This is a genomic window from Haladaptatus sp. CMAA 1909 (assembly GCF_043952005.1).
In the GTDB taxonomy this organism is placed as follows: domain Archaea; phylum Halobacteriota; class Halobacteria; order Halobacteriales; family Haladaptataceae; genus Haladaptatus.
Window position 1 is genome coordinate 912572 of the sequence record NZ_JBIOAV010000001.1, and the last position, 23905, is coordinate 936476.

Consider the following 23905-nt stretch of genomic DNA (forward strand, 5'->3'; position numbering starts at 1 on the left):
TATGCCCGCAGATTTGATCGAGAAGACGAACCGTTACGAACGCCTGTTGTCCGAGGCCCTCGACGCCGCCGAAATCGCCGCGCCGACCGACACGCCGATGGGCGAGGCGGCGGTGGACTGTCGGGAGATGGCCCAGTCGTACTTGGACGACGGGCGGCACTTCAAGGAGGAAGACGACTTCGTCAACGCGCTCGCCTCGTTTTCCTACGGTCACGCGTGGCTCGACGCCGGGGCGCGCATCGGCGTGTTCGACGTTCCCCGCGAGGGACACCTGTTCACGGTATAGCCCGTTCGTTGAATTAGTAGGGCGATGCGCTTACGTGGGCGGGGTGTTTCGGTTGGGGGTGATGGAGGGCGTCCTCTGGTACGTGCTCACCGGCACCCGTGGCGGAGCCAACCGCGTTCGGTTGGTTCGAGCCATCGACGAGCGACCACGGAACGCCAACCAACTCGCCGAGGGGTTGGACCTCGATTACAAGACGGTCCGTCATCACCTCGACGTTCTCATGGACAACGGTATCGTCGAAAGCAGCGGTGACGATTACGGTGCGGTGTACTTGTTGACCGACCGAACGCGGCGACACTGGGAAACGGTCGAAGAAATCATCGAACAGGTGGAATGAGTATGGTCGAATCTGGGAAAGCATATATGCGAGAGCGATTACAAGGGAGGTACGACGGATGGGAATCTGGATAGACGTCGCGCGGGTTTCCACGGCGCTCAACGTGGTATTACTCCTCGGCTTGAGCTACGTCTGGCTCGACAACTACCGCCAGTTCCAGTCCAAGCACACGCTCGGCCTGTCGGTGTTCTCCGTCCTGCTCCTCGCACAGAACGCGCTGGCGTTCTACATCTACTCGTGGGATAACGTGCTGTCCGTTTGGTTCGCAACCAAGGTTCCCGCCCCCGCGTGGAAAGCGATGCTCGCGCTTCACGTCCTCGAACTCCTCGCGCTGGTGTTTCTCACGTGGGTGACGTGGGACTGATTTTCCCGATTTCGACCGTTTCCTCTCGGACGAACTGACCGTTTATGCGCGTTTAGCCACTCCATAGCAAGGGTCGTGGCGTCCGTATCGAACGTCCGTGACAGCTCGAACGCGTCAGTTCCCACGTGAAGCGGAGTATCCGCAATGACCGAGAGCGGAAAGCTGTGGTACGTCCTCTCGGGTAGTCGTGGTGGTGCTCGGCGGGCGTCCCTGTTGGCTGAACTCGCCGAGAAACCGCGCAACCCGAACCAGTTGGCGACCGACCTCGACATCGACTACAGCACCGTCAGACACCACCTCGACGTCCTCGTCAAACACGAACTGATCGAAATCGAGACGGAGGAGTACGGGTCGAGGTACGCCCCATCAGCGGAGACGGAACGGAACTGGGAAGAAGTTGAACGAATCATTCGAACGGTGTCGTGACGAGGGAGAGTCCATCGAGCACGAAAATGCCCGCTGGCCAATACGCGTATCCACGGAACGGGGCTCGAAAACGGATTTCAGATGAATTTGGGTGACAGTCCGGAAAATTTTCTTTTAACGACTCGTCCTCGGTGAAAGCGTGCGTCGAAGCGCACGTTCCAACCATGCCAGATGATAGTCGAGATGCGGTCGGAAATATCGGTGAAACGGCGCGGGAACAACTCACGTCACGGCGTGGGTTCCTCGCGGGGTCGGCGGCGGTCGGGGCGGTGGGGCTGACCGGGGCAGGTATCAGCGTTGTCGGCGCGGAAGACGGTGACAGCGACAAGGGAGATGATGATTCTATGAGCAACGGAGACACCATGAAGGACGAAACCACCGACGTAGACATCCTGAACTATGCGCTCACCCTCGAACACCTCGAAGCGACGTTTTACGCGAAGGGGCTTGAGGACTTCTCGGACGACGACTTCGTGAACGCGGACCTCGGATGTGGCGTCTGTGACGACATCCGTATGATGATTCCCGACCAGGTGAAGGTCGTCGGCGAACACGAAGCGGCACACGTCGACCAGCTTACGAAAGTCATCGAGCAACTCGGCGGCGACCCCGTCGAAGCGGCCGAATACGACTTCGGCTACGAGACGCCCGCAGAGTTCCTCGGCGTCGCGAAGGCACTCGAAAACACGGGCGTCGCCGCTTACGCGGGTGCGGCCCCGTCCATTCAAAACGGCGACCTCCTGTCGGCGGCGCTCTCGATTCACAGCGTCGAAGCGCGCCACGCGGCGTCGTTCAACGCGCTCAACGGCGTTTCGCCGTACCCGAACGCCTTCGACGAGGCGAAGTCGATGGAGGAAGTGAAGGAGATCGCCGGTCAGTTCATCGTTCAGTAATCGGCACGACGCGTTCGGTTTACCCCTCTATTTTTCGGCGAGCGTCACGACCGAGACGTAGAGTGCTGTCATCAGCACGAGCAGTATCGACCCCCAGACGAGGACGGCGAACGCCGTCGATTCGACGGTCAACGGGACGACGGGGGGTGTCGCGGGCGTCATCGTCGTTCACCGCCGTCACTCACGCGGTCGTCCAGTCGGCTGATACGCGTCGAGAGGTCGCGTAGGTCGTACGACTCCTCGGAGAGTTCGGCGGCGCAGAGCGTCATGCCCGTCGAGACGAGCGCCGCGGTGCCGAAGGCGGCGAGGAACGACGGTTCAGGGAGGAACGAGAGCCGAAGGGGTCCACGAATCGTCGGCATGAACGCCGCGCCGAGCGTCAGACCGGAGAGGCTCGCCGCGAGCGCGCCGCGCCCCGTGAGTCCGGGGGAGTACAACCCGGCGAGGAGCGGAACGAAGGTCGCCGCCGCGAGGAGGTCGGCGGTGAGGAACAGTTGGAGGACGCTGTATCCCTGCGCGCCGATGGCGGTCGCGGCGAGCGCGACGACGACGGTACTGAGCCGCGCGGCCCGAGTCAACGTCCGCTCCTCGGGGTCGTTCAGGACCAGCGGCAGGTCGGCGGTGACGACGCTCGACAGCGCGTTGAACAGGGTATCGACCGTGCTGGCGACGAGCAGCACGGCGAGGAGGACGACCACGAGCGCGACCCAGTCGGGGAGCGCGTTCGAGACGAGGACGAACAGGGCCACGTCGGCGTTGTATCCGGCGGCGGTCGAATCCGCGACGACGAGGTTCATGCCCGAGGCCGCGATGCCGAAGACGCCTGCCAGCGTGAGCACGGGAAGGACGGCGACGGCCGCCACCGCGAACGACCGGCGAACCGTCGCCTCGTCCCGAGCGGCGTAGATTCGCTGCCACCAGGTCTGATTCAGCATCTCCGCGCCGAGTACCGCGACGACGATGTACGCCCCGAACCGGAGGCCGGGGAGGAATCCGGGGTGGAGGAGCGTCGGATTCGTCGCCGTGATGGATTGATAGAGCGCGCCCGTTCCGCCGAGCGAGAGGACCGCGCCGCCGAAACAGACCGCCAGCAGCGGCAGAACGAGCAACGTCTGTATCGTGTCGGTGAAGATGCTGGCGCGCAAGCCGCCGTATCCGGCGTATGCGAGGACGCCCACCCCGACGAGTCCGGCGGTTTGCCACTCGGGGACGGCGGCGAGGAACGACAACGCTCCCGCGATTCCGGTCATCTCGGCGGCGAGGAAGACGAACATGTACGACACGCTGACCAGCAGGACGTAGGCGTACATCGGAGTCCCGTATCGGGCGTAGGCGTACTCGGTGAGTGTGTGTCCCTCCGGGATGAGACGGCGGATGCGCGGTCCGAGACGGACGAAAACGACCGTCGGGACGGCGCTACCGAGCGCGTACCCGGCGACGGCCGTGATGCCACCGAAGGCCGCGCCCGCCTCCGCCGGACTGAACAGTATCCACGCGCCCATGCTCGACGCGATGAGCGTGGCCGTCGTCGCTCCGTGGCTGGTCGTGTTCCGTGCGGTGACGAACGCCTCGGCGGACGGGATTTTTCCGCGACTGTACCACCCACCGAGAACCGCCGACAGCGCGAGCGTTCCCGCCGTGACCGCGAGCGCTTGCGTCGTGGAAACCGTCATCTCTGCCTCCGATTCGAACCCATTCTATTACCTAGTGGTACCACAAACTCATAAAAAGATTCTGAATCGCCGAGCGCTTCACCCGAGGACGCCGAACCCGGTCATCGGTCCGAAGAGGATGTGGAGCAGGACGCCGACGATGAGTGCGGGTACCGTCGTGTAGATGGACGCGACGATTGCGGCCTTCTTGTCGATGGCGATGAGGGGAAAGAGCGCGTCGCCGTCCTGGCTGATGGCGTTCGCGGTGAGCGCGGAGAACGGAATCGCACCTTCGGCGTACACGCTGGCAAGCACGATTTGTGGGCCACAACCGGGAATCAGTCCGACGACGGCCCCTGCAATCGGTGCGAGGAGGCCCGCCGCCGTGGCGAGCGCACCGACGTCGATGCCGAAGACGAGGATACCGTACTCGTAGAGGAGGTACGCGGCGAGCACCCAGACGGTGACGAAACTGGTCTCCATCGCGGCGTGCGTGAGCGTCGCGTAGCCGTCGGCGAACGATTCGGGGGCGCGTCCGACGTGTCCGTTGCCGAGGTAGTGTCGCCCGACGAAGTAGAGGTAGAACGAGAGTATCGTTCCCGTCACGCCGACGACGGTGAACGCCCCGGCGTAGGTGGGACTCAGCGCGAGCGGGACGTCCGGTGCACTCGCGAGGAGGTACATGACTCCCAAGACGAGCGCGGCGGCAGCGGAAACCCACCATACGGCGTGGACCGCGTGGCTGAACGGGGTCAAAACGGACGAGGTTCGTGCGGTTCCGGTTTCACACCCGGCCTCGTAATCGTGTGACGGGTTGCCGCCTGGGTTTCCTGGGCCGTCCGCGGCGAACCCGCCGTCGGTCGCGGTTCGTCCGAAGGACGCAACGGCACGGTCGATTCGGCCCACACCCATTCCGAAGCGGTCGATGGCGTAGCCGGATAGGATAGCCGTGACGAACGCGACGGCGTAGGCGTACAGTCCCGCTTTCGGGGCGAGGGCGAGGATGACGAACGCCGAATCACCGGCGGTTGCGATGAGCGTCGCGACGACGGTGCCGAAGCTGACCGTGCCGCGGACGTACAACGGCATCATCACGATCGCACCGCCACAGCCCGGAGTGAGTCCCATGAGCGCGCCGAACAGCGGTTGGAGACGCTCGTTTTCGGAGAGCCGTTCGACGAGCGCGCCGTTCGTCCGGTACTGGACGAGGCTGAAGAGAAGAACCGTAACCGCGACGAACGCGCTCACCTGCACGTAGCCGTCCCGCACGGATGCGAGGAGTATCTCTATTATCTCGTTCATGGTTACTACGCTTTCACAACCGGCAATACAGACGTTTTAGACATCTCTAAAACAAGGTTTAGCCTATAACCCTATATATCTTTGCCCTAGCTAATTGTTGGGGGTTGGGACGGTAACGCGTGGTACACGATAGCAATAGCCGTAATTTTTATGCCCGTCACCCCGTTCTGTCTACCTGCAATGGCGAAAGGTACGGTAACCTTCTTTAACGACACCGGCGGCTACGGTTTCATCGAAACTGACGACGCGGACGACGACGTGTTCTTCCACATGGAAGATGTCGGCGGCCCGGACTTAGAGGAGGGACAGGAAGTCGAATTCGACATCGAACAGGCGGACAAAGGACCACGAGCGACGAATCTCGAACGGCTCTGAACGGGTTTCGCTCGACGAACCACGCATAGCGGATGCTCTATTCACGGGGGGACCAACAAGATTTTTCTCCTATCCGACCGATATAGGAGTATGGTGGAAACCTATGTTCGGTTGCTCTGTCCAGAATGCGGAAAACACTGGGAATCAAGCCCTGACGAGTTGCCGGAACCTCAGCGACAGTTCCACTGCCCGAACTGTCATGCGACCCGACGAACATCGGAGTTCACCCGGACCGAGCGCGACCTCCAGACGCTCAAACAGCTCCAGTAAGCTGCGATTATACTCGGTCAAAGGCCGATTTCGACCGACAAGCCGCTTTTACTCAGCCTCCCACTTTCCCCGTAGTCGAGGGTACGCCGTTCGGGGAGTGGACGGTATCGAAAATGACTTCGATACCGTTCGGAAACCACCGAATCACTGACTATACGCCGTGCTAACGGGACTCAAGATAATAATATAACCCTGCAACCGTTACGTTCGTGTGCTTATGAAGAAGCAGGAGCTCATCCACCTTCACGGCCTGCTTGCGGAAGTTGGCAATCATTTCGAAGTACAGGACGGAAAACAGATTTCGCTGGACGATTACGACTCTCTCGGTGTACGACCGACGTCCATTCATAAATCAAAAACAGACCACAAAGCGGCTGTTTTTGCGCTGTCCGAGGCTATCACGTCCGGCATGCGTGCGACCGAACGCGAAGCGGTCGCACCCCAAGCAGACTAAGCGACGAAGTGCCGATTCTCGACGATAATTGAACTTCTAGTGGCGACGCTTTCTTCCCTTCCGACGTTCCGGACGAAAAGTGAAAAATTCCCAACTTTGTAGGGTTATCAAACATGATAACAGCCTGTGGGTTATAATATCTTCCTGACCGTACTCGTCCAGTAGTGGACTGACAAATATCAAACAAAAACCGAAAGACAACAAACATGACTAGTAAAAAGATAGATATCTTTCGTTCGGAACGAGGTCAAGTCGGCATCGGGACGCTCATCGTGTTCATCGCGATGGTGCTGGTCGCGGCTATCGCGGCCGGTGTCCTCATCAACACAGCAGGCTTCCTTCAGTCGAAATCCGAGCGAACAGGAACGCAGAGTACAGCACAGGTCACAAATCGTGTCCACGTGATCAGCACGACCGGGAACGTGACGTATAACTCCTCGATAAATCAACACGTAGTTGATTACGTCAATCTCACGGTGATGAAAGGGTCCGGTTCGGGCGACATCAACCTCTCAACGGCGACGATCGAATGGCTCGGACCGGACGACGGACTGATTTTGGTGAACGGAAGCACGCCGGACAAGAAGAATTTCACCATCGAAGCGATTCGCGACAACGACGACACGCTTCCCGTCCTCGTCAATCAGGCCGACCGATTCCGAATCGTCCTCAACACTGGAAAGATGACCAACGGCCTCCAGGAACGCCAGGAGTTCACCCTCAAGATCGTCACGAACGCCGGCGCGGTGACGTACCACCACAGCATTCCCGAAACGCTGTCGGATAGTCACGCAATCGCGCTATAACCACACCCCTTTGTCATTTTTTCACCCGGCTAGCGTCGCCTATCGTGCCACGCGGGGAACTCCTCGCGGACCCGCGTTACCCGCTCCGGATCGATATCCCGGATCACGATTTCCGGCTCGTCGCCCGTTCCAGCGAGCAACGTCCCCCACGGATCGTACACCGACGATCGCCCGAGGAGGGTCGCATCCTCGTACGACCCGGACCCGTTGATCGCCGCGACGAAACACTGGTTCTCGATCGCACGCGCTTGTGTGAGTATCCGCCAGTGATCGACGCGCGGATACGGCCACGCGCTCGGGACGAGTACCAGCGTCGCGCCGGCCTCAGCGATGGAACGATAGAGTTCGGGGAATCGAAGGTCGTAGCAGGTCGTCATCCCGACGGTCACGTCTTCGAACTCGGCGATGCCGAGCGATTCGCCGGGGACGAGCATCTCCGCTTCGGCCGACTCGTAGCCGAACAAGTGATGTTTTCGATACACGGCCGCTCGGTTTCCATCACGGTCGAAAAAGACGGAGGTGTTGGCGAGGCCCTCCTCGGCGGGCGTCTCGTCCGTAGTCTCGGAGAGATCCTCCACGATGCTTCCCGCGAGGACGCCGATATCGTGTTCGTCCGCGAGGTCGGAGATGCGCGTGAGCGTCGGACCGTGGAGCGGTTCCGCGTTTCGCTGATACGTCTCGAAGGCGAAGTAGCCGACGTTGAATATCTCGGGGAGTGCGACGAGGTCCGCACCGCGTTCCGCCGCCGATTCGATGGCCTCGGTCGCGTGACGAACGTTCTCCGCCACATCACCCCCTTCGATGGCGATCTGTGCGAGCGCGAGTTTCACGAGACGACACCGACCTCTTCGCGCAGCGCGGACTCCAAGTTCGTCAGCTCCTCGTCGAGATGCTTTTTGAAGTAGCGTTCGATGCCCGGTACGCTTCCCTCGACGACGAACCGGTTGTGAAGTTTGCACCCGGCTTCCGTCTCCTCTATCTTGTGTTCCCCCGTGACGCGCATCGCCGAGGAGCGACCGACGAACTTCACGTATCGCGGTTCCTCGCGGGTCACGTCCTCGGTCTCGACCGGAATCGTTCTGTTCACGAACGGAATCGGAAGCTCGATGTGCCACGTCGCCTTTCTCCCGCCGGCCTCGGCATCGTAGTCCGCAACCACGCTGATAGCCTCCGCTCGGCGTTTTGGGTCGGCGATGAACTCCCACACTTCTTCCGGCGGAACCGGAAGGTCGAAGGTCCGCTCTACCCGGACAGTCATACGACTAGATTAGGCTGTAGCGGTAAAAAGCCAGCCACTTAACTCGGACTTACTTTCCACGTCGTCGAACGGGCGCGACCCCACTTCTCGATATCCACGTCTTCGGACTTTTCCGCCAATCGAGGGAGCCGAGACCCGACCTGCTTCGATGAGAGTCCGAGGTGCTTGGCGATGTTCTTTGCGCGGAAGTAGCGCTCACCACCTGCCACGCTCTCGCGCAGGAACTCGAGGATACGCTGCTCCTCGTTGCTGAACTCTGTCATCCTCAGCCCCACTACGCGCCTGACGGCCTTAACCATTATCCTCCGCCGAACAAGTGTCGATTGCGGATCAGTTCTGATAGAGGTGACTCGCCGCCACTGCGAGGACACCCGAAACTATCGCTGTTGCAAAGCCCCACGCGGCCGTTTCCGTTCCCGGTGTAACAAACATTACCGCTGCGCCGACGAATGCGAGGAGGACGAACAGCACGGAAAGTCCCATTCCCATATCCGTCGTCACCGTCTGTGTTCCTGCCATACGTTCCATTTTCTAGAGCGATGACTTAGTTCATTCTACTCACTACGATGGCCACACCGTTACGCCGTCGATTCGGGAGCTTTTTGACCCCGCTCTCTAGGAACGGCGTATGGGTCTGGGAAACAGTAAGGTACTCTTACGTCTCGGAAAGCGAGGATTTCTCGTCATCGTACTCGTCGTCGCGCTCGTCGGTGCAGGCGTCCTGTACGGCGTTCTGGGCGTTCCAAGCGTCGCGGGTGTCGACAACGGGTTTGCCAGCGTAACAGATCAAATGACTGGCATCGAAACCGCGCTCGTGGTCGACAACCCGAACCCCGTCGGCATCAGCGCGGGCAATACGTCGGTGGAATACACGGTCCGGATGAACGACGTGACGATGGCGAACGGGAGCAGGGGGAACCTCGCCCTCGGCAAGGGCAACACGACGCTTCGGTTCTCGACGCGGATGCGAAACGACAAGATACCCGAGTGGTGGGTAACACACATCCGTAACGGCGAGCAGACCACACTTCGGCTTCAATCGACGGTTCACTCCTCGCTGGTGGGCAGGTCGGTTCGCGTCCCGTACAGTCAGCCGATAGAGACGGACATCATCGGCGAGTTCAACTCCACGGAGACGCGTCCCGTGAACGCGAGCGTACCGCTCGTTTCCGACCCCGTTCTCTACGTGAACGAGACGAGCGCGAACTGGGGAGCCGTAACGAGCGAGGAGACGCCGATTCGGATGCGGATGCGAGTGTACAACCCGAAATCGGTGGCGTACACGGTGAGCGAAATCGGATACGACATGACGATGAACGGCATCGCCGTCGGCAACGGAACGACCGACCGACCGTACACGATTCCCGGAAAATCGGAGAAGACGCTCCGGATGCGGACGATCATCCGGAACGACCGTCTCGACGACTGGTGGGTCAGTCACCTGGAAAACGGGCAGAAGACGGACCTGAAAATCTCGTTTTACGCGAACATCGAACTCCCAAACGGCGATACGATTCGCGTCCCGCTTCGGCAACTCACCTACGAAAAACGGATCGAGACCCACATCTTCGAGAACGACTCGGCCGAAGGAGCGCTCGAAGCGACCGGAAACGCGTCGGCGGGTCCCGTCGGCGACGAAACGTCGACGCCGATGACGACCACCGCAGGGAAGACCGGGACGTCTGCGGCGGACGACGATACGACTGGGGCGGCCGCGACGAGTACCGACACGGAATCCGCGACGACGACCGATTCGACCGCGACCGGCACGACCACGGACGACGGCGGTATACTCGGCGACGTCCTCGCCATCGGGAACCGCTTCGACTGACGTAGAAATCACCACCACCGATAGAGTTTTTATTCCAGCGCGAGCAGATGGGTGTATGACACGGAGTACTCACTCTCCTGGTCGAGTTCTTCTCCCGTGATGAGAATACCGTAACCGCAACGCGGGACGGTGAATCGATTCGAGTGGACATCGATGGCGAAACCTTCGAGCTATCGCGCGAAACCGCCACTGACCTGCAGGACGCGGTCGGCGACGCGCTGACCGAGCGCCGCGAGTTCTTCCGCACCGCGGGAACGTTCCGCGAGGACGGCAGCTACGAGGTTTCCCGACGGAGTGCCGACTCCGCCGGTAACGCCAAGGTGTTCCGAACGTTCGACGCGATGGCCCGCCTTTTCGCTCGCCTCCCGGAGACGTTCACCGCGGAGGACGTGGGTCGGACCGGAATCACCGGGTCGCGTCGTCACCTGCTCGTCAGACACTTCGGCGAACACCCCGACTTCCCGTGCCGAATCTCCTCGCGGAACCCGCTGACCGCGGAGAAAGAGGAGGAAACGGCCGTCTCCATGGACAAAACGGAGGTCGGTGCCGACTGACGGCGACGGCGCGGTACGTCTCGAACGGTGTAAAAAGCGCACGAGAAACGGAAACGACGCGAGTCCCGTCTACGGCGTCACGCGGTCGGGGTCGCGCGGGAAGAGGATGGCCTCCTTGATGTTGTCCAGTTCGCCGACCTTCTGGACGAGTCGGTCGATGCCGAGACCGTAGCCCCCGTGCGGCGGGATGCCGAACCGGAACGCTTCCAGATAGAAGTGGAAGTTCTCCGGGTCGGCCCCTTGGTCTTCCATGTACTCGCTCATCGTCTCGATGTCGTGTTCACGCTGCCCGCCCGAGGAGAGTTCCTGACCCTTGTAGATGAGGTCGAACTTCCGGGAAGCGATGTCGTCCGCCGGAACGTCCTGTTTGTAGTAGAACTTCTCGTCCGGGTAGCCGACGACGAAGAAGGCGGGATGGCCCCGCTCCTCGAAGTACTCGCCGAGCAGTTTCTCGCCCTTCGTGTCGAGGTCGGTTTCGTCCTCCGGGACATGGTCGAACTCGGCGGCGAGGATGTCGCGGGCCTCCTCGAACGTGACGCGCGGGAACGGGTCGGTCGGGACGGTGAGTTCGACGCTCAGCGTCTCCAGTTCGTCCGCCGCGTTCTCGCTGACCCGTTCGAGCGTGTGGCGAAGCGACTCCTCCTGAATGTCCATCACGTCGTGGTGGTCGTCGATGTACGCCAACTCGACGTCGAACATCGAGATTTCGGAGACGTGACGGGAGGTGGCGAACGCTTCCGCGCGAAACGCGGTACCCGTCTCGTAGATTTTGTCGAACCCGGCCGCCATGAGCATCTGCTTGTACAGTTGGGGGCTCTGGGAGAGGAACACTTCCTCGCCGTAGTAGACGACGGGGAACAGTTCCGCGCCGCCTTCCGCACCTTCCTGCGAGAGGAGGGGCGTATCGACGTTGCGGAATCCCTCGCCGTCGAACCACTCCTCCATCGCGTTGACGAGTTTCGAGCGGAGCGAGAACACCGCGTACGTTTCGGACGTTCGGAGGTCGATGCTCCGGTTGTCGAGTCGCGTCGAGAGGTCCGATTCGATGTCCTTCGCCACTTCCATCGGAAGCGGGGAGTCGGCCTCGCTGATGACCTCCAGCGCGGACGGCATGAGTTCGACGCCGCCGGGCGCTTGGTCGCTCGCCTTCACCGACCCGGTAATGCGCACGACGTCCTCCTTGCCGAGGTCGTTCGACGCCTCGAAGAGGTCCTCGTCGTCCCCCTCCTTGAACACGACCTGCGTCTGTCCTTCCCGGTCGCGGACGATGACGAAGGAGAGTCCACCGAGGTCCCGAATGTCGTGGACGTGTCCCGCAATCGATACCGTCTCGCCGTCCTGTTCTTCCGTGATGTCGTCAGAATACGTTCGCTCTATCATTATCTCGACTACGCTCTATCGTGTTCCCACCGAGTCTGTCGCGGATATTGATTCTTCCGACTACGGGTCGAAAATGGGAGAAATAATCGGGATAGTCGGGGAGGGCCTCAGTTGATGGTCGTGTGCTCGCTCTCCTCGTTGAGCGCCAGATTCGCGGCGATTTCAGCGTTTCGCATCGCGTACTGGGCGGTGTGTTGGAGACTGACGAGCACGTCACGGACTTCGAGGAGGTCGTCGTTCGACATCTCGGGCAGGTCGGACAGGATATCCGACTCCCGGTCGCCGAGGTCGTGGAACTTGTGTCTGACTTCGAGCGTCAGGTCGTAGTCGCGTTCGACGCCGGCCTGCACCGCCAGCGCGGTCATCTCGTCCACTTGATCCGTGAACTCACGGATTCGACGCATGGTCGAGCTATCGACTTCGAGGGAGTGTCCTTCCGCTTCGAGGACGATATCTGCGATGTCTTCCGCGTTGTCCGCCGTGAGTTCGAGGTTCTTCGCGATGGAACGGTAGCCGATGAGCGGGAAACCGCTGTCCAATCCGATGGCGCGTGCGATGGCGGGGTTTTCGTGTGCCGTGAAGATGAGGCGGAGGAGGAGGACGAAGATTTTGTTTGCCTGTCGCTCCCGGTTGAGCGCCCGCTGTGCGAGGTCCGGGTTTCCGTGGGCGAGCGCCTTCACGGCCTCGCCGCGCATGGTGCTGCCCGTGTTCTCCAACCGTTCGAGCAGGTTGTCCAAGTCGAAATCCTCGGGGTCGACGGAACATCGAATGGCGATGCTTTCCGGCGTCTCCTCGATGACGCCGAGACCCATCAACTGCGTCTCCGCGTTGTAGACGGCGTTGATGTGGCTGCTTTCGAGCGTTTCGTCGCTCACGACATGAATGACGCGCCGTCCCAAAACGTACTGGGCGACGATGGCGCGTTCGACCGCATCCGCGTCCAACTGCTCGGTGTGAATCGTCGCCTCCGACTCCTCGTCGTGGGCCGACTCGGGGAGGACGGTGAGCGTTCCCTTGCCGCTGATGCGAAGCGACACCTCGTCACCCTTCTCCACCCCGTGTTGTTGTGCCCACTCCGCCGGGAGGGTCATCGCCAACGTCGACGGCCCTAATCGTTGTACCTTCCGTGTTTCCATATCCTTTCATCCGCGTCAGAAGCCTTAAACTTCACCGTATGCCACTAAATGCCTCACGATAGTTTCAACATTCTTCGTTCGAACCGTCCGACGCGTACTTTCCGCCATCCGCGGAGGGACTCGTCCACGTCCTCGTCCCCGGTGTCAGTTCGAAGCACGCCGATTCCGTCCAGTTTCGTCTTCGAGGCGACGATTTCCACGTCCGAACGACGAATCACGTCCGGCGAAATCTGGTGGTTTCCGCGCCCGAAGACGAACCCCTGTCCGCCGATGGGCGAGACGACGATGACGTTTTCGTCGCCGAGCGCGGCGAGGAGTTCCTCCTCGTTCGCGTCGCGGGCGACCACCTCCCCGTCGCGCCACACGTCCACCCCGAGCGGCGACCCGTCGAATCCCAACTCGGACTTGATGGCTTCGACGGTGCTTCCCGGCCCGAGAACGTAGGTGACGCCCGGTTTCACGTCGTCCGCGACGCCGGCCGCGAGGCTTTCGACGGTTCCGCCGCCGAGTTGCTTTCCAGACTGGAGCGACTCGGCTACCGGAACGCGGGCGATGGCCTTCAGTTCGGCCCGCACCTCGCCCGCACGGTAGGCCTCCTCGTCGATGTCGTTCACCTCGCGCTCCTCCACGCGGTCGAACGACGCCGCGACCCGTCCCGCCGCCTTCGGCGTCACCGCGAACACAGAGGAGTAGATCTTCACCCCGCCGGGGACGCCGAGCATCGGGACGTCCTCCTCGGACTCGGCAATCGTCTCTGCCACGTCCACGGCGGTTCCGTCCCCGCCGACGAACAAAATCAGGTCGACCTCTCCTGCGACCAGTTTGCGAACGGCCTCGCGGGTGTCCGCCGCGCTCGTGTCCCCTTTTCCGGGTTCGCCGACGATTTCTGGGTCGAACCCCGCGGCGCGTGCCTCCTCCGCTCCCATCTCACCGCCGTAGGTCAACAGTTCGACGTCCGGCGACCGGTCGTACAGGGCCGACAGGGCGTCCACGGCCCGCTCGGGTGCGCGTTGCTCCGCCCCGCGGTCCCGGGCTTCCGCTACTTTTCCGTCGGTACCCTTCAGGCCGACTCGCCCGCCCATCCCCGCGATTGGGTTGACGACCACGCCGATTCGCATGACCGGGTCTTGGCGTGCGCGGAGGAAAGGCGTGTGGGTATCGACAGGATAGGTGACGTTATCTCATCGGACACTGGTCCACCGAGTGAAGTTCTCAAACCTTAAGAGAGAGCGCAGACAACCGCCGGGTATGACCCCACTCGAAACCGTTCCAGCAAACGCGGCAGGTATCGTCGTTCTCGTCGTCGGACTCGCGTTCACCGTGGCGTGGCTCGCCTACTTCTACCGTTAGGCGTCCTCGTCCGGCGCTTCGACCCGCTCGCCTAGCCATTCGACCGCCTCTCGGACGGTTTCCTCGTCCGTCCCCTCGATTTTGACGCGCACGTAATCTCCCGGATAGCTCCCGACTTTCACGTCGAACCGCTCGCGGAGGGTCTCGAACCGGTCGAGGAGCGCGCTCTCGGGTTCGCCCGCCGAAACGGTCCCCGTGTAGTACGGGTCGCCGTCGAACTCGTCGGCGATGCGGTCGAACATGGCGTGCATCTCGCTCGGCACGCCCGGCAGGACGTAGATGTTCTCTATCTCCGCGCCGGGAGCGACGCCCACCTCGTTCGGAAGCATGCGCGACCCCTTCGGCAGGTGGGTCGTTCCGCTCGTCAGGTCGGCGTGCGAGTAGTCCGAGTGCTCCTCTATCCACTGGACGGCTTCCTCGTGTTCCTCGACGGGAACGCCGACGGCCGCCGCGATACCCTCCATCGTCAAATCGTCGTGCGTCGGGCCGAGCCCGCCGGTGACGAGGACGGCGTCGTACTCGGCGCGGGCCTCGTTCACGACGCGGGCGATGTCGGCTATTCGGTCCGGGACGACGAACACTCTCTCCACGGCCACACCGCGTTCGGTCAGTCGCTCGCCCAACCATGCGGCGTTCGTGTTGACGGTATCCCCGGAGAGAATCTCGTCTCCGACTGTTACCAGCGCAACGTTCATACGAACCCGTTGGCCGCGATAAAGAAAAGTACTCTCACATTCCGGGCGGCGGCCCGTCGCCCATGTCGTCGTCGGAGATGTCCATGTTCAGGCCCATCTCCTCCCGTTCGCGTTCGAGTTGTCGGATCTGGTAGCGGTAGTAGGCCAACCCGATGACGCCGATGATGAGCGCCAGTCCCACGATGCCCGCGAATATCCACTTATCGCGGCCGAGATAGTACCGGACCGAGATGCCGTCCGACGATACCGGGGAGGACCAGATTATGTGTTCCCGACCGTCTTCCATCGTCGTATCGTAGCTGCCGGGTCGAACGTCGCTCAGCAGGAACGTATCGACGCGCATACCGCGGGGGATGGTGACCTCGTACGTCTTGTCCTTCAGGTAGGTCGGGACGTAGAACGTCTTCCCCTGTCTCGATGCCGTGTACGCGAGCGTTCCTTCCCCTTGTGGCGGCTTGATGATGGTCGATGACTTCGTCTTCTTCACCGTGATTTGGTTGGCCCCGACGACCGTTCCGTTCGGATACCGGAACTGCACGGCCGAAATATCGACGGGTGCCTCCTCGCCGAAGGACTCCTCTTGGTGGATTTCGAGGGTCCCCTTCTTGTTCAGTTCGTATATCGCCTGATACTGGTGGCTCGTGACGTTGTACGTCACGTTCTGTGACGTGTCCCAGTCGTACGTCGCGTTCTTCGAGAGTTGCTGTTGGCTGATTTCGCCCGGCCCGAACATCGAGGTACAACCGGCGCTGGCCGCGAGGAGGAAGAGCAGACCGATCGCGAGGGCGAACCGTTTCCTCATGGAATTACACAACGGATTTCCGCCGGGATGTAGCCGCCGATGCTGGCGAGCAGTCCCGGTGGGTCGGTGTTCTCCGTGCAGACGATGCTCTGTTCCAACACGCCGAGTCGCTCGACGGTCACGATGTCCTGTGCGTGTCCGGCGCGGTTGACCGTCGCCCGGACCTCACCCCGCGTCGCGCTGTTGACGTTCACGCGACCGTTTCCGCGCGTCCAGTCGAACAGGCGGTCGCGCTCGTCGTCCGAGAGGCGCGACGAACCGCCCTCGTCGTAGACGAACTCCATCGCCAAGTGCTGAACGAGAGCGAACCGCTCGACCACCTGTTCCGGTTTACCCGGACCGAGACCGAGTTCGGCCGCCGGAATCCGAACCTCCTGTCCGGCGTCGAGGACGAATCCGTCGTCGTCCCACGATTCGAGCGTTCCGACGTAGGGTTCGCCGTCCCGGAGGGTCGGCGTGATTTCACCCCACTCCTCTGAGAGGAGGTTCCGGGCGATGACCTCGTCCTCGCCTTCGACCGTCACCGAGACGAAGTCGTCGTGACGAACGCCGATGTCGTATTCGACGTCGAGGTCGCCGAGCGCGTTCTGAATGAGCGATCGGAGTCCGTCGAGCGCGCGTCGTTTCGCGTCGCCGCGGACGTACACTTTGGTTGCGAGAACGACCATTATGCACCGAGCGTCTCGATATTGAGTTCGTCTTCGAGGCCGTCGATCCGGTCCTCCATGGATTCGACGAGCATCGAGTTTTCCATGGATTCGAGCGGGGATCCGCATTCGGGACATTCGAAACCGAAGTCCATCGCTTCGCCGAACTCGAAGCGAAGCGAGCAGATCTCACAGAGGTAAAACTCGTGGTTTCGTTCGTACTCCTGGCGCTGTTTCAGCGCGTCGAGCAGGCGATACATCTCGTCCTCCAAGTTCTCCGGTATCTTGTCGTACTCGAAGGTCCAGAGGTAGGTGAGCCAGCCCGAATCCTCGTCACGGAGGCGTCGATACGTCGCCAAGTCGTTCTCGTACAGGATGAACAGCGCCCGTCGAACGTCGTTGAGTTCCAGGTCGAGTTCTTCGGCGAGTTCCTCGTCGGTCACCTCGCCGTCCGGCGGCGCGGCGGCCACCGGCATTCCCTTCGGCCCAACCAGTTCGTGAAGATATTTCTGAATCACCGGGTCGCTTAACAGGTCCTCGAAAGCCATTGATATGTTATATCGGGTCGTTCATCTGTTTAAAACCATCGGGAGCGGGTCGCGGGATATCGTTTCGTTGGGACTGTCGCAGAACAGTTTTGTTTCTGTTACAACCGTCACGCTCGACGCGAGCCGTTCTTCCTGTCGATTCCTCGTTTGGAATTGGACGAAAACCACAAGAAACTTAACCTATCAGTGTTCTGGGTGTGACGATGCAAGTCGGGATAGACCCTCAACAACTCGGACTCCAACTGGGAAGCGGTGCCGTCATCGGCGGTATCATCGGGTTCGCCGCGAAGAAAATCGCGAAGCTCATCGCGGTCATCGTCGGCCTCGAACTCGCCCTGTTCAAGTTCCTCGAATCGCGCGGAATACTGTCGGTAGACTGGGAGAAACTCTCAGCCGGTATGCTGAAAACCGGTCAAGCGGCCGGAAACGGTACGCCGCCGTCGTGGATCACGACGCTCCTTTCGACGCTCTCGGTGAGCGCCGGATTCGTCGGCGGTTTCATGATCGGATTCCGAAAGGGATAGCTCACCACTCCTGACTGTCGCCCCGGCGGTATCGCTCCCGGAGACGGTAGCCGGTTACGTCACCCGACTCGGAGAGCGAAATTTCGTACTGTCCGAGGATGTCCTGGGTGTCCGGAATCGCGCTCCGTTCTACCATTTCGACCACGACTTCCCAGCCGTCACCGTCGTCCATTATTTCGATGATACCGTCGAGCGGATGCCCGACCAAATCGTCGGCGACGTTCTCGACCGTCTCACGGACGTCCATCACGTCGAATTCACCGTTCTCCGCGGGATTTTCTTCTTCGTCCTCTTGGTGTTCGGTTTCGTTTTCGCTCACGTTCTCCTCCTGGCTACTCTCATCGTCGTTTTCCGAGTCGTTCCCGTCCTCGGGAGCATCGTCTATCGTCTCGTTATCCGGACCGTGCTGGTGGCAAAAACCGTCGTTCTGTGCCGGGCGGGAGCATCGCTCTCCGTCCTCCGTGAGCGCCCGGCACTGTTCTGCTTCGGACATGCTTTCTCAGTCGGTGCTTATGACGTACTGGCCTCGGGCGACGCGACTTCGACCTGCTCGAAGTCGACCTCGTCGTCCGAGGAGGCTCGTTCTAACTTCGCCATCTCCTTTGCGTAGTGGAGGAACGTGTCGACCGACGCGACTACGACGCGCGCCTCGACGGTCAGCACTTCGATACCCACGACGGAGATACGCGCCCATACGTCGATGACCACGCCTTTGTCGAGGATGCGGTCGAGTACGTCCGCGAGACTGGATGAGTTTGGGTCTGCTTGTACCATGGTTGTTCACGGGAACCGAATCCCTAGGATGGAAAGTGCAGGTGGACGATATTTCACGCTTAGGGCCGACACTGCAAGTTACTTTTAACCGGCAACGAATCGGCTAGCGGTTTTCGCCGGGAACGGCACCGAACCGGAAGACGGGTTTGCAGGCACACGTATTATGGCACTCGGTCCCGATTCGCTTGCGGGGGAACGATGACCGAACAAACGAGCGGTTCCGAAACGCGCGAGTTCGACGACGTGCTCGACCGCCTGTCGGCGGCAGTCGAAGAGCGGGAGGACGACGGTTCGACGGGCGATGCGGGGTCGGAGGGATCGGTCGACGTAGAGGAGATCATCGATTCGGAGGGCGGGATCGACCTCTACGATGCGAGGGACGTCGGACGAGCCGTCGCCGGGGACCTCATCGGGTCCCCGCTCGACAACGTCGTCGAAGTCGAGGAACAGGACGAAGACGGGTGGCGGGTCGTCGCCGAAGTCGTCGAACGAAACTCGATTCCGGACACCCAAGACATCCTCGGACGGTACGTCATCAGCCTCGGACCGGACGGCGAGGTCCGAGGCTACGGCCGCGCCGGTCGATACCGGCGCGGCCGTGTCGAAACGCAGAACGAGATTTTCGACGTCGAGGAGCGGTAACTGGGGGACGATATGACCGAAGAAGAATCAGGAACGGTACGAAAGCTGGTGGAACAGAACGTGGGCGAGGAACTGACCGCCGAGCAGTTAGTGGACGAACTCACCGAGATGGAAACGGAGAACGGAGGAACCGTCGGCCGGGACCTCGGTCGTCTCGTCGGCTGCGGGCTCGGAATGCTCGTGGGTCGGAAGGTCGGCGAGTCGCTCGGGAACCGTCTCGAAGCCCGATTGGAGGCCGAGCGAGAGGTCGAGGAAGGCGAGGAAACGGGCGACGAAGAGGGGGAGAAAACCCGCGAACAACTCGTCCGCGAACGGGTGCAAGACGCCTTCGAAGTGAGCAAGGAGGAGGCAAAGGAGATAATCGCCACTGCGAGCAGCATCGGTGGAGGCGAAGACGAAGACGAGGATGAAGCGGAACAGTCCGCTGACGGCGGTGAAGACGAAAACGAGCAGTCGTCCGAAGACGAAGAATCCGAAAGCGAACAGTCGGAAAGCGAAGCCGAAGATGAGTCGGAAGAGTCGGAAAGCGAAGCCGAAGATGAGGGGGAGACGGACTCCGAGGATTCGAAAATCGAACTCGACCAACTCTCGAACGAGGACCTCGAATCGTTGGCGAACGACCTGATGGACGAACTGGACCAACGAAAAGCCGCACAGTGACGAAACTCCGACGTCTCTCGTGGAGTCGCCGGGGGGACGAGAAGAGTCGGAAACGACCACCGATACGCCGCTTTCGCGGCGTTTGCTTGCACTCTCCGCCACACGACTTATTAACGCACGTCACGTCGATTTCCAGTCGTAGGAGCACCGTCTCCATGAAACGATGAGTTCGAATCGATACGTCTATGGGGTCGTCGAAAAGAACGATTTCGAGTTCGACACGGACACGGTTGGTGACGCGGACAAGGTGTACACGGTAACGTACCGGTCGCTCTCCGCCGTCGTCTCGGACATCGACACGACGGACCCCGAACGAACCGACGAGGATAGTAAGACGCACGACGAGGTACTTCGGGAGGTCCTCGAACGCGACGACGTCGACGCCGTAGTGCCGATGCAGTTCGGCATGGCGTTCAAGGACAACAGAACCCTGAAGACCGTCCTCAGGAGCGCCCGCCGCGCGTTCACGAAGGCACTCAACGAAGTGGAAGGCCACGTCGAACTCGGCGTCAAGATAGTGGCCGGTGAGGACGACGACCTGCCGCGCGAGGAGATTCGGGAGGACATCGGCGAGCGACTGGCGGCCGTCGCCGAGAGCGAGACGGACGACGACCTGTTCAGCGACAGACTCGTCCTCAACCGGTCGTATCTCGTGGCGACCGAGGATCGCGAGACGTTCGCGGACGTGGTGGGCGAGATACGCGACGAGTACGACGAGGTGACCGTCCAGTTTACGGGACCGTGGGCACCGTACAACTTCGTGGACATCCACATCGGGGCCCAGCGATGATCATCGTCGACGACCTGCTGTTCAAACCGCTGGTGTCGATGGTGGACGTGCTTCACTCGCTGGCGGTGGAGGAAATGTACGACATCGCGGGCATTCAGGACGAACTCAAGGAGACGCACATGCTGTACGAACTCGGAGAGTTGTCGGACGAGGAGTACGAGGAGCGAAAGACGACCCTCGAAACACGGCTCGACGTCGCGGAGACGGCCCACGAACGGCTGCGAAGCGGGAAAGTCGAGGTGAAACGATAATGGGACTCATCGAACGATTGGTCAGACTGGCGAACGAACTCTCGGACGACGACGCGAAGCGAACGTACGCCGGCGACCACGAGACGCCACGAAGCAGAATCAACTACGGGGTTTCCGTCGGCCCCATCGACTCGGGTCGATCGAAAGAACAACGGAGTCAATCGCGTCAACGTCGGCAGGAATACCTGACGAATACCCGGACGGAGGAGGATGAACTAGTCGTCACGGTCGACCTCCTCGGTGTTTCGAAGGAGGATATCGGGGTTACGTTCGACGCCGAAACGGGGACGGTCGAGATCCGGGACGGCGAGCGGCCGATAAAACGACTCGGACTCGAATGGGAGGATGCGACCGTCACGAACGCATCGTACAACAACCATGTACTCGAACTACGCATCGAACGGGAGTTACCGGATGAATAGTGACCGAGTCAAATCGTTCACGGAGGAGGTGCAATCGGGACTCGACGGACTCACGGAGGCGCTCGAATCAGCCGAGTCGTTCGATGACGTCTCGGGGGAAGCCGAGAAGCTCTGGAACGTGCTGGACGAGGGCGAGGACGTCCTCGACGAACTCGACCTCGCCGACGTTCCCGAGGTCGTCGACCTCTCCGAACTCCCGGACATCATCGAGTTGGAGGACACCCCGGACGCGGTGGACGAAGGCGACCCCGGCGAACTCATCGACGTTCGAAGCCTGATACGCGCCATCGAGTTCCGCGAACTGTGGTCGTCCACGGACGTTCGAAGCCTGTGGAACGAGAGCGACGAGTTCACTGACGCTCTCGAAGAAACCAGTATGGTCGCTTCGGACGAGGACGAGGACGAGGACGGCGACGGCGTGATGCGGAGCGACCTCAAAAACGAGGTGCAGTCCGAACTGTACGAGTCGAAGCTACAAGCTCAGCTACAGGAGAGCGTCGACGAGTTCCGCGATAAGCTCATGGACACCCGAAACGACCTGAAGGAGGTCAAGGAGGAAAACGAGTCGATGGGCGGTGCGGGACAACCGTCGTCCGACAACCCGTCCGCGTACTCCACGGCGGCGGGGTCGCGGTCGGACATGGGAGGCGTCGGCCGACACTCGACGATTCCGAAGAGCGGGTGGCACTCGTCGGGTGGCGGTTCCAAACGAATCTACGGCGACCGATTCGAGGAGGAAGAGGATGGGTGAAACCGGCCCCACCCGAAGTCAGTCCGACCTCGCCGAGATGTTGGAACTCCTCCTCGACAAGGGCGTCGTCATCAACGCCGACATCGTGGTGACGGTCGGCGAGACGGAACTCCTCGGCGTGAAACTCCGAGCCGCCCTCGCGTCGTTCGAGACGGCCGCACAGTACGGCTTGGAGTTCCCGGAGGGGACCGACATGAAGCGTGTCCAAGAGGCGGCCGGCGTCGAGGAACTCCCGGAATCGGAGACCGTGACCGTCGGCGTCGAAGCCGAAGAAGGGAATGAGGAAGGGGAACCCGAAGCGGAATCGGTCGACGAAGAGGTGGCCGAGGAGGACGCTCAGACGGCGGAGGCCGAGCATGACGGCGATTGAAGTCGACGGCGACGACGCCGGAAAGGGACTCGTCGCGCTCGTCATCACGGTGGTCGAACTGCTCGTCGAGGCCATGGAGCGCGAGGCGATTCGACGGATGGAAAGCGGCAACCTGTCGCCCGACGAAATCGAGCGACTCGGGGCGCAATTGGCGGCCATCGAGGACGAGTTGGAGCGCCTGAAGGAGTCCGAGGGAATCGAGGAGGGCGTCGAAAACCTTCGCGGCGATTTGGACGACCTGATATCGGACGCGTTGGTCGATATGTCCGATCGCGAACCCGGCGTGGAGGGCTTCGATGGGTGACCCGACCTTCGAGGAGGGACGGTATCTCTACTGCGTCGTGGAAAACGAAGACGACGCGGAGCTATCGGAGAACGGCATCGACGGTGAACCGATTTCCGTCCTCGTACGGAACGGCCTCGGTGCGGTCGTCCAGCCCTGCGATTCGCCCTACGATTCCGACGACCTCGAAACGGTTCGCGAGTGGTTGGTGACCCATCAGTCGGTCATCGACGCCGCGGGGGAAGCGTTCGGGACCCCGCTTCCGTTCCGCTTCGATACGATTCTGAAGGGGGACGACGACGCGGTTCGCGAGTGGCTCGCGGACCAGTCGGAGATGCTCGACTCCCATTTGGACCAGTTGGCGGGCCACTGGGAGTACCGCGTCGGCGTGACGTGGGATGAAGAACGCGTTCGGGACGAACTGCGGGCCGAAGACGAGGAGTTGGCCGACCTCCGCGAACGGATCGACGACGCGAGCGAAGGAACCGCCTTCCTGCTGGAGAAACAGTACGACAATCGACTCCGCGACCTCAGGAAAGCGCGGAAGGACGAATTGACGACGCGCCTTCGGAACGAACTGGCCCCGCTCGTCGCGGAGTTCGACGTGGTCGATTCGCAGGGAGGCGTCCTCGAATCGAACGAAACGGAGGAGGTCGTACAGGTATCGTTTCTCGCACACGAGGACCGCGAGGAGGAAATCGGGCGCGTATTGGACGACGTGGCGGCGGAACCGGGCGTCGAAATCAGGTTTACGGGGCCGTGGCCGCCCTACTCGTTCGCACCGGAGTTGGACGCATGAAACCGACGAAGGACGACCACGCCGTCGTGGACCTGCTCGACGTGATCCTCAGCGACGGCGTCATCCTACAGGCGGACGTCATTATCACCATCGCGGACGTCCCGCTCGTCGGATTGAGCCTCAGGGCCGCCCTCGCAGGTATGTCCACGATGACCGACTACGGCTACTTCGAGGAGTGGGACGCCGCACAGCGGCAACTCGCTCGCGCGCCGGACGACCATCCGTTGCTTCCCAACGACGAGTAACCGATAAAGTCCCTGCATGGGCAACCAC

The 23905-nt window shown here is 61.3% G+C and carries 38 protein-coding genes; 22 read left to right on the forward strand and 16 right to left on the reverse strand.

Features of this window, described 5'->3' with window-relative positions:
* The first annotated feature begins 1 nt into the window (after position 1).
* The 5 genes from ACGYLY_RS05065 (at position 2) to ACGYLY_RS05085 (ending at position 2306) form a co-directional block, all read left to right on the forward strand.
* A complete protein-coding gene (locus ACGYLY_RS05065) occupies positions 2–286 on the forward strand; it encodes a DUF357 domain-containing protein (protein WP_231183120.1) in 285 nt (94 codons plus the stop codon).
* A gap of 61 nt (positions 287–347) precedes the next feature.
* Positions 348–623 (forward strand): winged helix-turn-helix domain-containing protein, encoded by a 276-nt coding sequence (locus ACGYLY_RS05070; protein ID WP_395284148.1) that lies wholly within the window; start codon positions 348–350, stop codon positions 621–623.
* Positions 624–681: 58 nt separating this feature from the next.
* The gene (locus tag ACGYLY_RS05075; RefSeq protein WP_395282688.1) at positions 682–987 is read left to right on the forward strand and encodes a hypothetical protein; all 306 of its coding nucleotides are present in this window, start codon (positions 682–684) and stop codon (positions 985–987) included.
* A 144-nt stretch (positions 988–1131) separates the two neighbouring features.
* Positions 1132–1413, forward strand: coding sequence for an ArsR/SmtB family transcription factor (locus ACGYLY_RS05080; RefSeq protein WP_395282687.1), 282 nt, complete (start codon positions 1132–1134; stop codon positions 1411–1413).
* Positions 1414–1577: 164 nt separating this feature from the next.
* Positions 1578–2306: a ferritin-like domain-containing protein gene (locus ACGYLY_RS05085; RefSeq protein ID WP_395282686.1), complete on the forward strand. Its 729-nt coding sequence runs from the start codon at positions 1578–1580 to the stop codon at positions 2304–2306.
* Between the two features lie 27 nt (positions 2307–2333).
* Here the strand turns inward: ACGYLY_RS05085 and ACGYLY_RS05090 are convergent, their stop codons facing one another.
* The 3 genes from ACGYLY_RS05090 to ACGYLY_RS05100 all read right to left on the reverse strand — a co-directional run bounded on the left by ACGYLY_RS05090 (position 2334) and on the right by ACGYLY_RS05100 (position 5260).
* Entirely contained in the window at positions 2334–2468 is a 135-nt protein-coding gene (locus tag ACGYLY_RS05090; RefSeq protein WP_395282685.1) for a hypothetical protein, read from the reverse strand.
* A complete protein-coding gene (locus tag ACGYLY_RS05095; RefSeq protein ID WP_395282684.1) occupies positions 2465–3979 on the reverse strand; it encodes a sodium:proline symporter in 1515 nt (504 codons plus the stop codon). The genes ACGYLY_RS05090 and ACGYLY_RS05095 overlap by 4 nt, the downstream gene beginning before the upstream one ends.
* Positions 3980–4057: 78 nt before the next feature.
* Positions 4058–5260: a putative manganese transporter gene (locus ACGYLY_RS05100; RefSeq protein ID WP_395282683.1), complete on the reverse strand. Its 1203-nt coding sequence runs from the start codon at positions 5258–5260 to the stop codon at positions 4058–4060.
* A gap of 180 nt (positions 5261–5440) precedes the next feature.
* On the opposite strand from ACGYLY_RS05100, the gene ACGYLY_RS05105 reads away from it, so the two are divergent.
* The 4 genes from ACGYLY_RS05105 to ACGYLY_RS05120 all read left to right on the forward strand — a co-directional run bounded on the left by ACGYLY_RS05105 (position 5441) and on the right by ACGYLY_RS05120 (position 7165).
* The gene (locus ACGYLY_RS05105) at positions 5441–5635 is read left to right on the forward strand and encodes a cold-shock protein (protein WP_066145339.1); all 195 of its coding nucleotides are present in this window, start codon (positions 5441–5443) and stop codon (positions 5633–5635) included.
* A 90-nt stretch (positions 5636–5725) separates the two neighbouring features.
* Complete coding sequence (locus ACGYLY_RS05110) at positions 5726–5905, forward strand: hypothetical protein (protein ID WP_395282682.1); 180 nt, start codon at positions 5726–5728, stop codon at positions 5903–5905.
* 217 nt (positions 5906–6122) lie between these two features.
* Complete coding sequence (locus tag ACGYLY_RS05115) at positions 6123–6359, forward strand: UPF0058 family protein (protein ID WP_231183127.1); 237 nt, start codon at positions 6123–6125, stop codon at positions 6357–6359.
* Positions 6360–6565: 206 nt separating this feature from the next.
* Complete coding sequence (locus ACGYLY_RS05120) at positions 6566–7165, forward strand: archaellin/type IV pilin N-terminal domain-containing protein (protein ID WP_395282681.1); 600 nt, start codon at positions 6566–6568, stop codon at positions 7163–7165.
* 29 nt (positions 7166–7194) lie between these two features.
* Here the strand turns inward: ACGYLY_RS05120 and ACGYLY_RS05125 are convergent, their stop codons facing one another.
* From ACGYLY_RS05125 to ACGYLY_RS05140, 4 genes are all read right to left on the reverse strand, one after another.
* Entirely contained in the window at positions 7195–7995 is an 801-nt protein-coding gene (locus ACGYLY_RS05125) for a carbon-nitrogen family hydrolase (protein WP_395282679.1), read from the reverse strand.
* The gene (locus tag ACGYLY_RS05130; protein ID WP_231183130.1) at positions 7992–8423 is read right to left on the reverse strand and encodes an SRPBCC family protein; all 432 of its coding nucleotides are present in this window, start codon (positions 8421–8423) and stop codon (positions 7992–7994) included. The genes ACGYLY_RS05125 and ACGYLY_RS05130 overlap by 4 nt, the downstream gene beginning before the upstream one ends.
* 38 nt (positions 8424–8461) lie before the next feature.
* Positions 8462–8686, reverse strand: coding sequence for a hypothetical protein (locus ACGYLY_RS05135; RefSeq protein WP_007977383.1), 225 nt, complete (start codon positions 8684–8686; stop codon positions 8462–8464).
* Between the two features lie 67 nt (positions 8687–8753).
* The gene (locus ACGYLY_RS05140; protein WP_231183131.1) at positions 8754–8942 is read right to left on the reverse strand and encodes a hypothetical protein; all 189 of its coding nucleotides are present in this window, start codon (positions 8940–8942) and stop codon (positions 8754–8756) included.
* Positions 8943–9051: 109 nt separating this feature from the next.
* Here ACGYLY_RS05140 and ACGYLY_RS05145 point away from each other — a divergent pair, with 109 nt between their 5' ends.
* Both ACGYLY_RS05145 and ACGYLY_RS05150 read left to right on the forward strand, forming a co-directional pair.
* Positions 9052–10254 (forward strand): LEA type 2 family protein, encoded by a 1203-nt coding sequence (locus ACGYLY_RS05145; protein ID WP_395282678.1) that lies wholly within the window; start codon positions 9052–9054, stop codon positions 10252–10254.
* 143 nt (positions 10255–10397) lie between these two features.
* Positions 10398–10808, forward strand: a complete 411-nt coding sequence (locus ACGYLY_RS05150; RefSeq protein ID WP_395282677.1) for a hypothetical protein — start codon at positions 10398–10400, stop codon at positions 10806–10808.
* Between the two features lie 69 nt (positions 10809–10877).
* Here ACGYLY_RS05150 and aspS read toward each other — a convergent pair whose 3' ends face one another.
* The 7 genes from aspS to tfe form a co-directional block, all read right to left on the reverse strand.
* Positions 10878–12188: an aspartate--tRNA(Asn) ligase gene (gene aspS / locus ACGYLY_RS05155; RefSeq protein ID WP_395282675.1), complete on the reverse strand. Its 1311-nt coding sequence runs from the start codon at positions 12186–12188 to the stop codon at positions 10878–10880.
* Positions 12189–12295: 107 nt separating this feature from the next.
* Entirely contained in the window at positions 12296–13324 is a 1029-nt protein-coding gene (locus ACGYLY_RS05160; protein WP_395282674.1) for a PhoU domain-containing protein, read from the reverse strand.
* A 53-nt stretch (positions 13325–13377) separates the two neighbouring features.
* Entirely contained in the window at positions 13378–14442 is a 1065-nt protein-coding gene (locus tag ACGYLY_RS05165) for an ATP-NAD kinase family protein (protein WP_395282673.1), read from the reverse strand.
* Between the two features lie 228 nt (positions 14443–14670).
* Positions 14671–15369, reverse strand: a complete 699-nt coding sequence (locus ACGYLY_RS05170) for a competence/damage-inducible protein A (protein ID WP_395282672.1) — start codon at positions 15367–15369, stop codon at positions 14671–14673.
* A gap of 34 nt (positions 15370–15403) precedes the next feature.
* Entirely contained in the window at positions 15404–16171 is a 768-nt protein-coding gene (locus ACGYLY_RS05175; protein WP_395282671.1) for a DUF5803 family protein, read from the reverse strand.
* Entirely contained in the window at positions 16168–16839 is a 672-nt protein-coding gene (locus tag ACGYLY_RS05180; RefSeq protein WP_395282670.1) for a DUF2110 family protein, read from the reverse strand. The genes ACGYLY_RS05175 and ACGYLY_RS05180 overlap by 4 nt, the downstream gene beginning before the upstream one ends.
* Positions 16839–17366, reverse strand: a complete 528-nt coding sequence (gene tfe / locus ACGYLY_RS05185) for a transcription factor E (protein WP_395282669.1) — start codon at positions 17364–17366, stop codon at positions 16839–16841. Before tfe ends, ACGYLY_RS05180 begins: the two co-directional genes overlap by 1 nt.
* 203 nt (positions 17367–17569) lie before the next feature.
* Between tfe and ACGYLY_RS05190 the strand changes: the two genes are divergently transcribed.
* A complete protein-coding gene (locus ACGYLY_RS05190; protein WP_231183141.1) occupies positions 17570–17890 on the forward strand; it encodes an FUN14 domain-containing protein in 321 nt (106 codons plus the stop codon).
* 1 nt (position 17891) lies between these two features.
* On the opposite strand, the gene gvpO (ACGYLY_RS05195) is transcribed toward ACGYLY_RS05190, so the two are convergent.
* Positions 17892–18383 carry a gas vesicle protein GvpO, halophile-type gene (gene gvpO, locus ACGYLY_RS05195; RefSeq protein ID WP_395282668.1) on the reverse strand — a complete coding sequence of 164 codons (492 nt, stop codon included), beginning with the start codon at positions 18381–18383 and terminating at the stop codon, positions 17892–17894.
* Positions 18384–18400: 17 nt separating this feature from the next.
* Positions 18401–18664: a gas vesicle protein GvpA gene (gene gvpA / locus ACGYLY_RS05200; protein WP_231183142.1), complete on the reverse strand. Its 264-nt coding sequence runs from the start codon at positions 18662–18664 to the stop codon at positions 18401–18403.
* 198 nt (positions 18665–18862) lie between these two features.
* On the opposite strand from gvpA, the gene gvpO (ACGYLY_RS05205) reads away from it, so the two are divergent.
* The 10 genes from gvpO (ACGYLY_RS05205) (at position 18863) to gvpM (ending at position 23877) form a co-directional block, all read left to right on the forward strand.
* Entirely contained in the window at positions 18863–19306 is a 444-nt protein-coding gene (gvpO, locus tag ACGYLY_RS05205) for a gas vesicle protein GvpO (protein WP_395282666.1), read from the forward strand.
* A gap of 12 nt (positions 19307–19318) precedes the next feature.
* Positions 19319–19966: a hypothetical protein gene (locus tag ACGYLY_RS05210; protein ID WP_395282665.1), complete on the forward strand. Its 648-nt coding sequence runs from the start codon at positions 19319–19321 to the stop codon at positions 19964–19966.
* A gap of 163 nt (positions 19967–20129) precedes the next feature.
* Positions 20130–20756, forward strand: coding sequence for a GvpL/GvpF family gas vesicle protein (locus ACGYLY_RS05215; RefSeq protein WP_395282664.1), 627 nt, complete (start codon positions 20130–20132; stop codon positions 20754–20756).
* The gene (gene gvpG / locus ACGYLY_RS05220; RefSeq protein WP_231183146.1) at positions 20753–21007 is read left to right on the forward strand and encodes a gas vesicle protein GvpG; all 255 of its coding nucleotides are present in this window, start codon (positions 20753–20755) and stop codon (positions 21005–21007) included. The genes ACGYLY_RS05215 and gvpG overlap by 4 nt, the downstream gene beginning before the upstream one ends.
* A complete protein-coding gene (gene gvpH, locus ACGYLY_RS05225) occupies positions 21007–21429 on the forward strand; it encodes a gas vesicle protein GvpH (RefSeq protein ID WP_395282663.1) in 423 nt (140 codons plus the stop codon). Before gvpG ends, gvpH begins: the two co-directional genes overlap by 1 nt.
* A complete protein-coding gene (locus ACGYLY_RS05230) occupies positions 21422–22180 on the forward strand; it encodes a hypothetical protein (RefSeq protein ID WP_395282662.1) in 759 nt (252 codons plus the stop codon). The genes gvpH and ACGYLY_RS05230 overlap by 8 nt, the downstream gene beginning before the upstream one ends.
* Positions 22173–22550 carry a gas vesicle protein GvpJ gene (gvpJ, locus tag ACGYLY_RS05235; protein WP_395282661.1) on the forward strand — a complete coding sequence of 126 codons (378 nt, stop codon included), beginning with the start codon at positions 22173–22175 and terminating at the stop codon, positions 22548–22550. Before ACGYLY_RS05230 ends, gvpJ begins: the two co-directional genes overlap by 8 nt.
* Positions 22537–22854 carry a gas vesicle protein K gene (locus tag ACGYLY_RS05240; RefSeq protein ID WP_231183150.1) on the forward strand — a complete coding sequence of 106 codons (318 nt, stop codon included), beginning with the start codon at positions 22537–22539 and terminating at the stop codon, positions 22852–22854. Before gvpJ ends, ACGYLY_RS05240 begins: the two co-directional genes overlap by 14 nt.
* Complete coding sequence (gene gvpL / locus ACGYLY_RS05245) at positions 22847–23632, forward strand: gas vesicle protein GvpL (protein WP_395282659.1); 786 nt, start codon at positions 22847–22849, stop codon at positions 23630–23632. Before ACGYLY_RS05240 ends, gvpL begins: the two co-directional genes overlap by 8 nt.
* Complete coding sequence (gene gvpM, locus ACGYLY_RS05250) at positions 23629–23877, forward strand: gas vesicle protein GvpM (protein WP_395282658.1); 249 nt, start codon at positions 23629–23631, stop codon at positions 23875–23877. Before gvpL ends, gvpM begins: the two co-directional genes overlap by 4 nt.
* Positions 23878–23905: the final 28 nt, after the last annotated feature.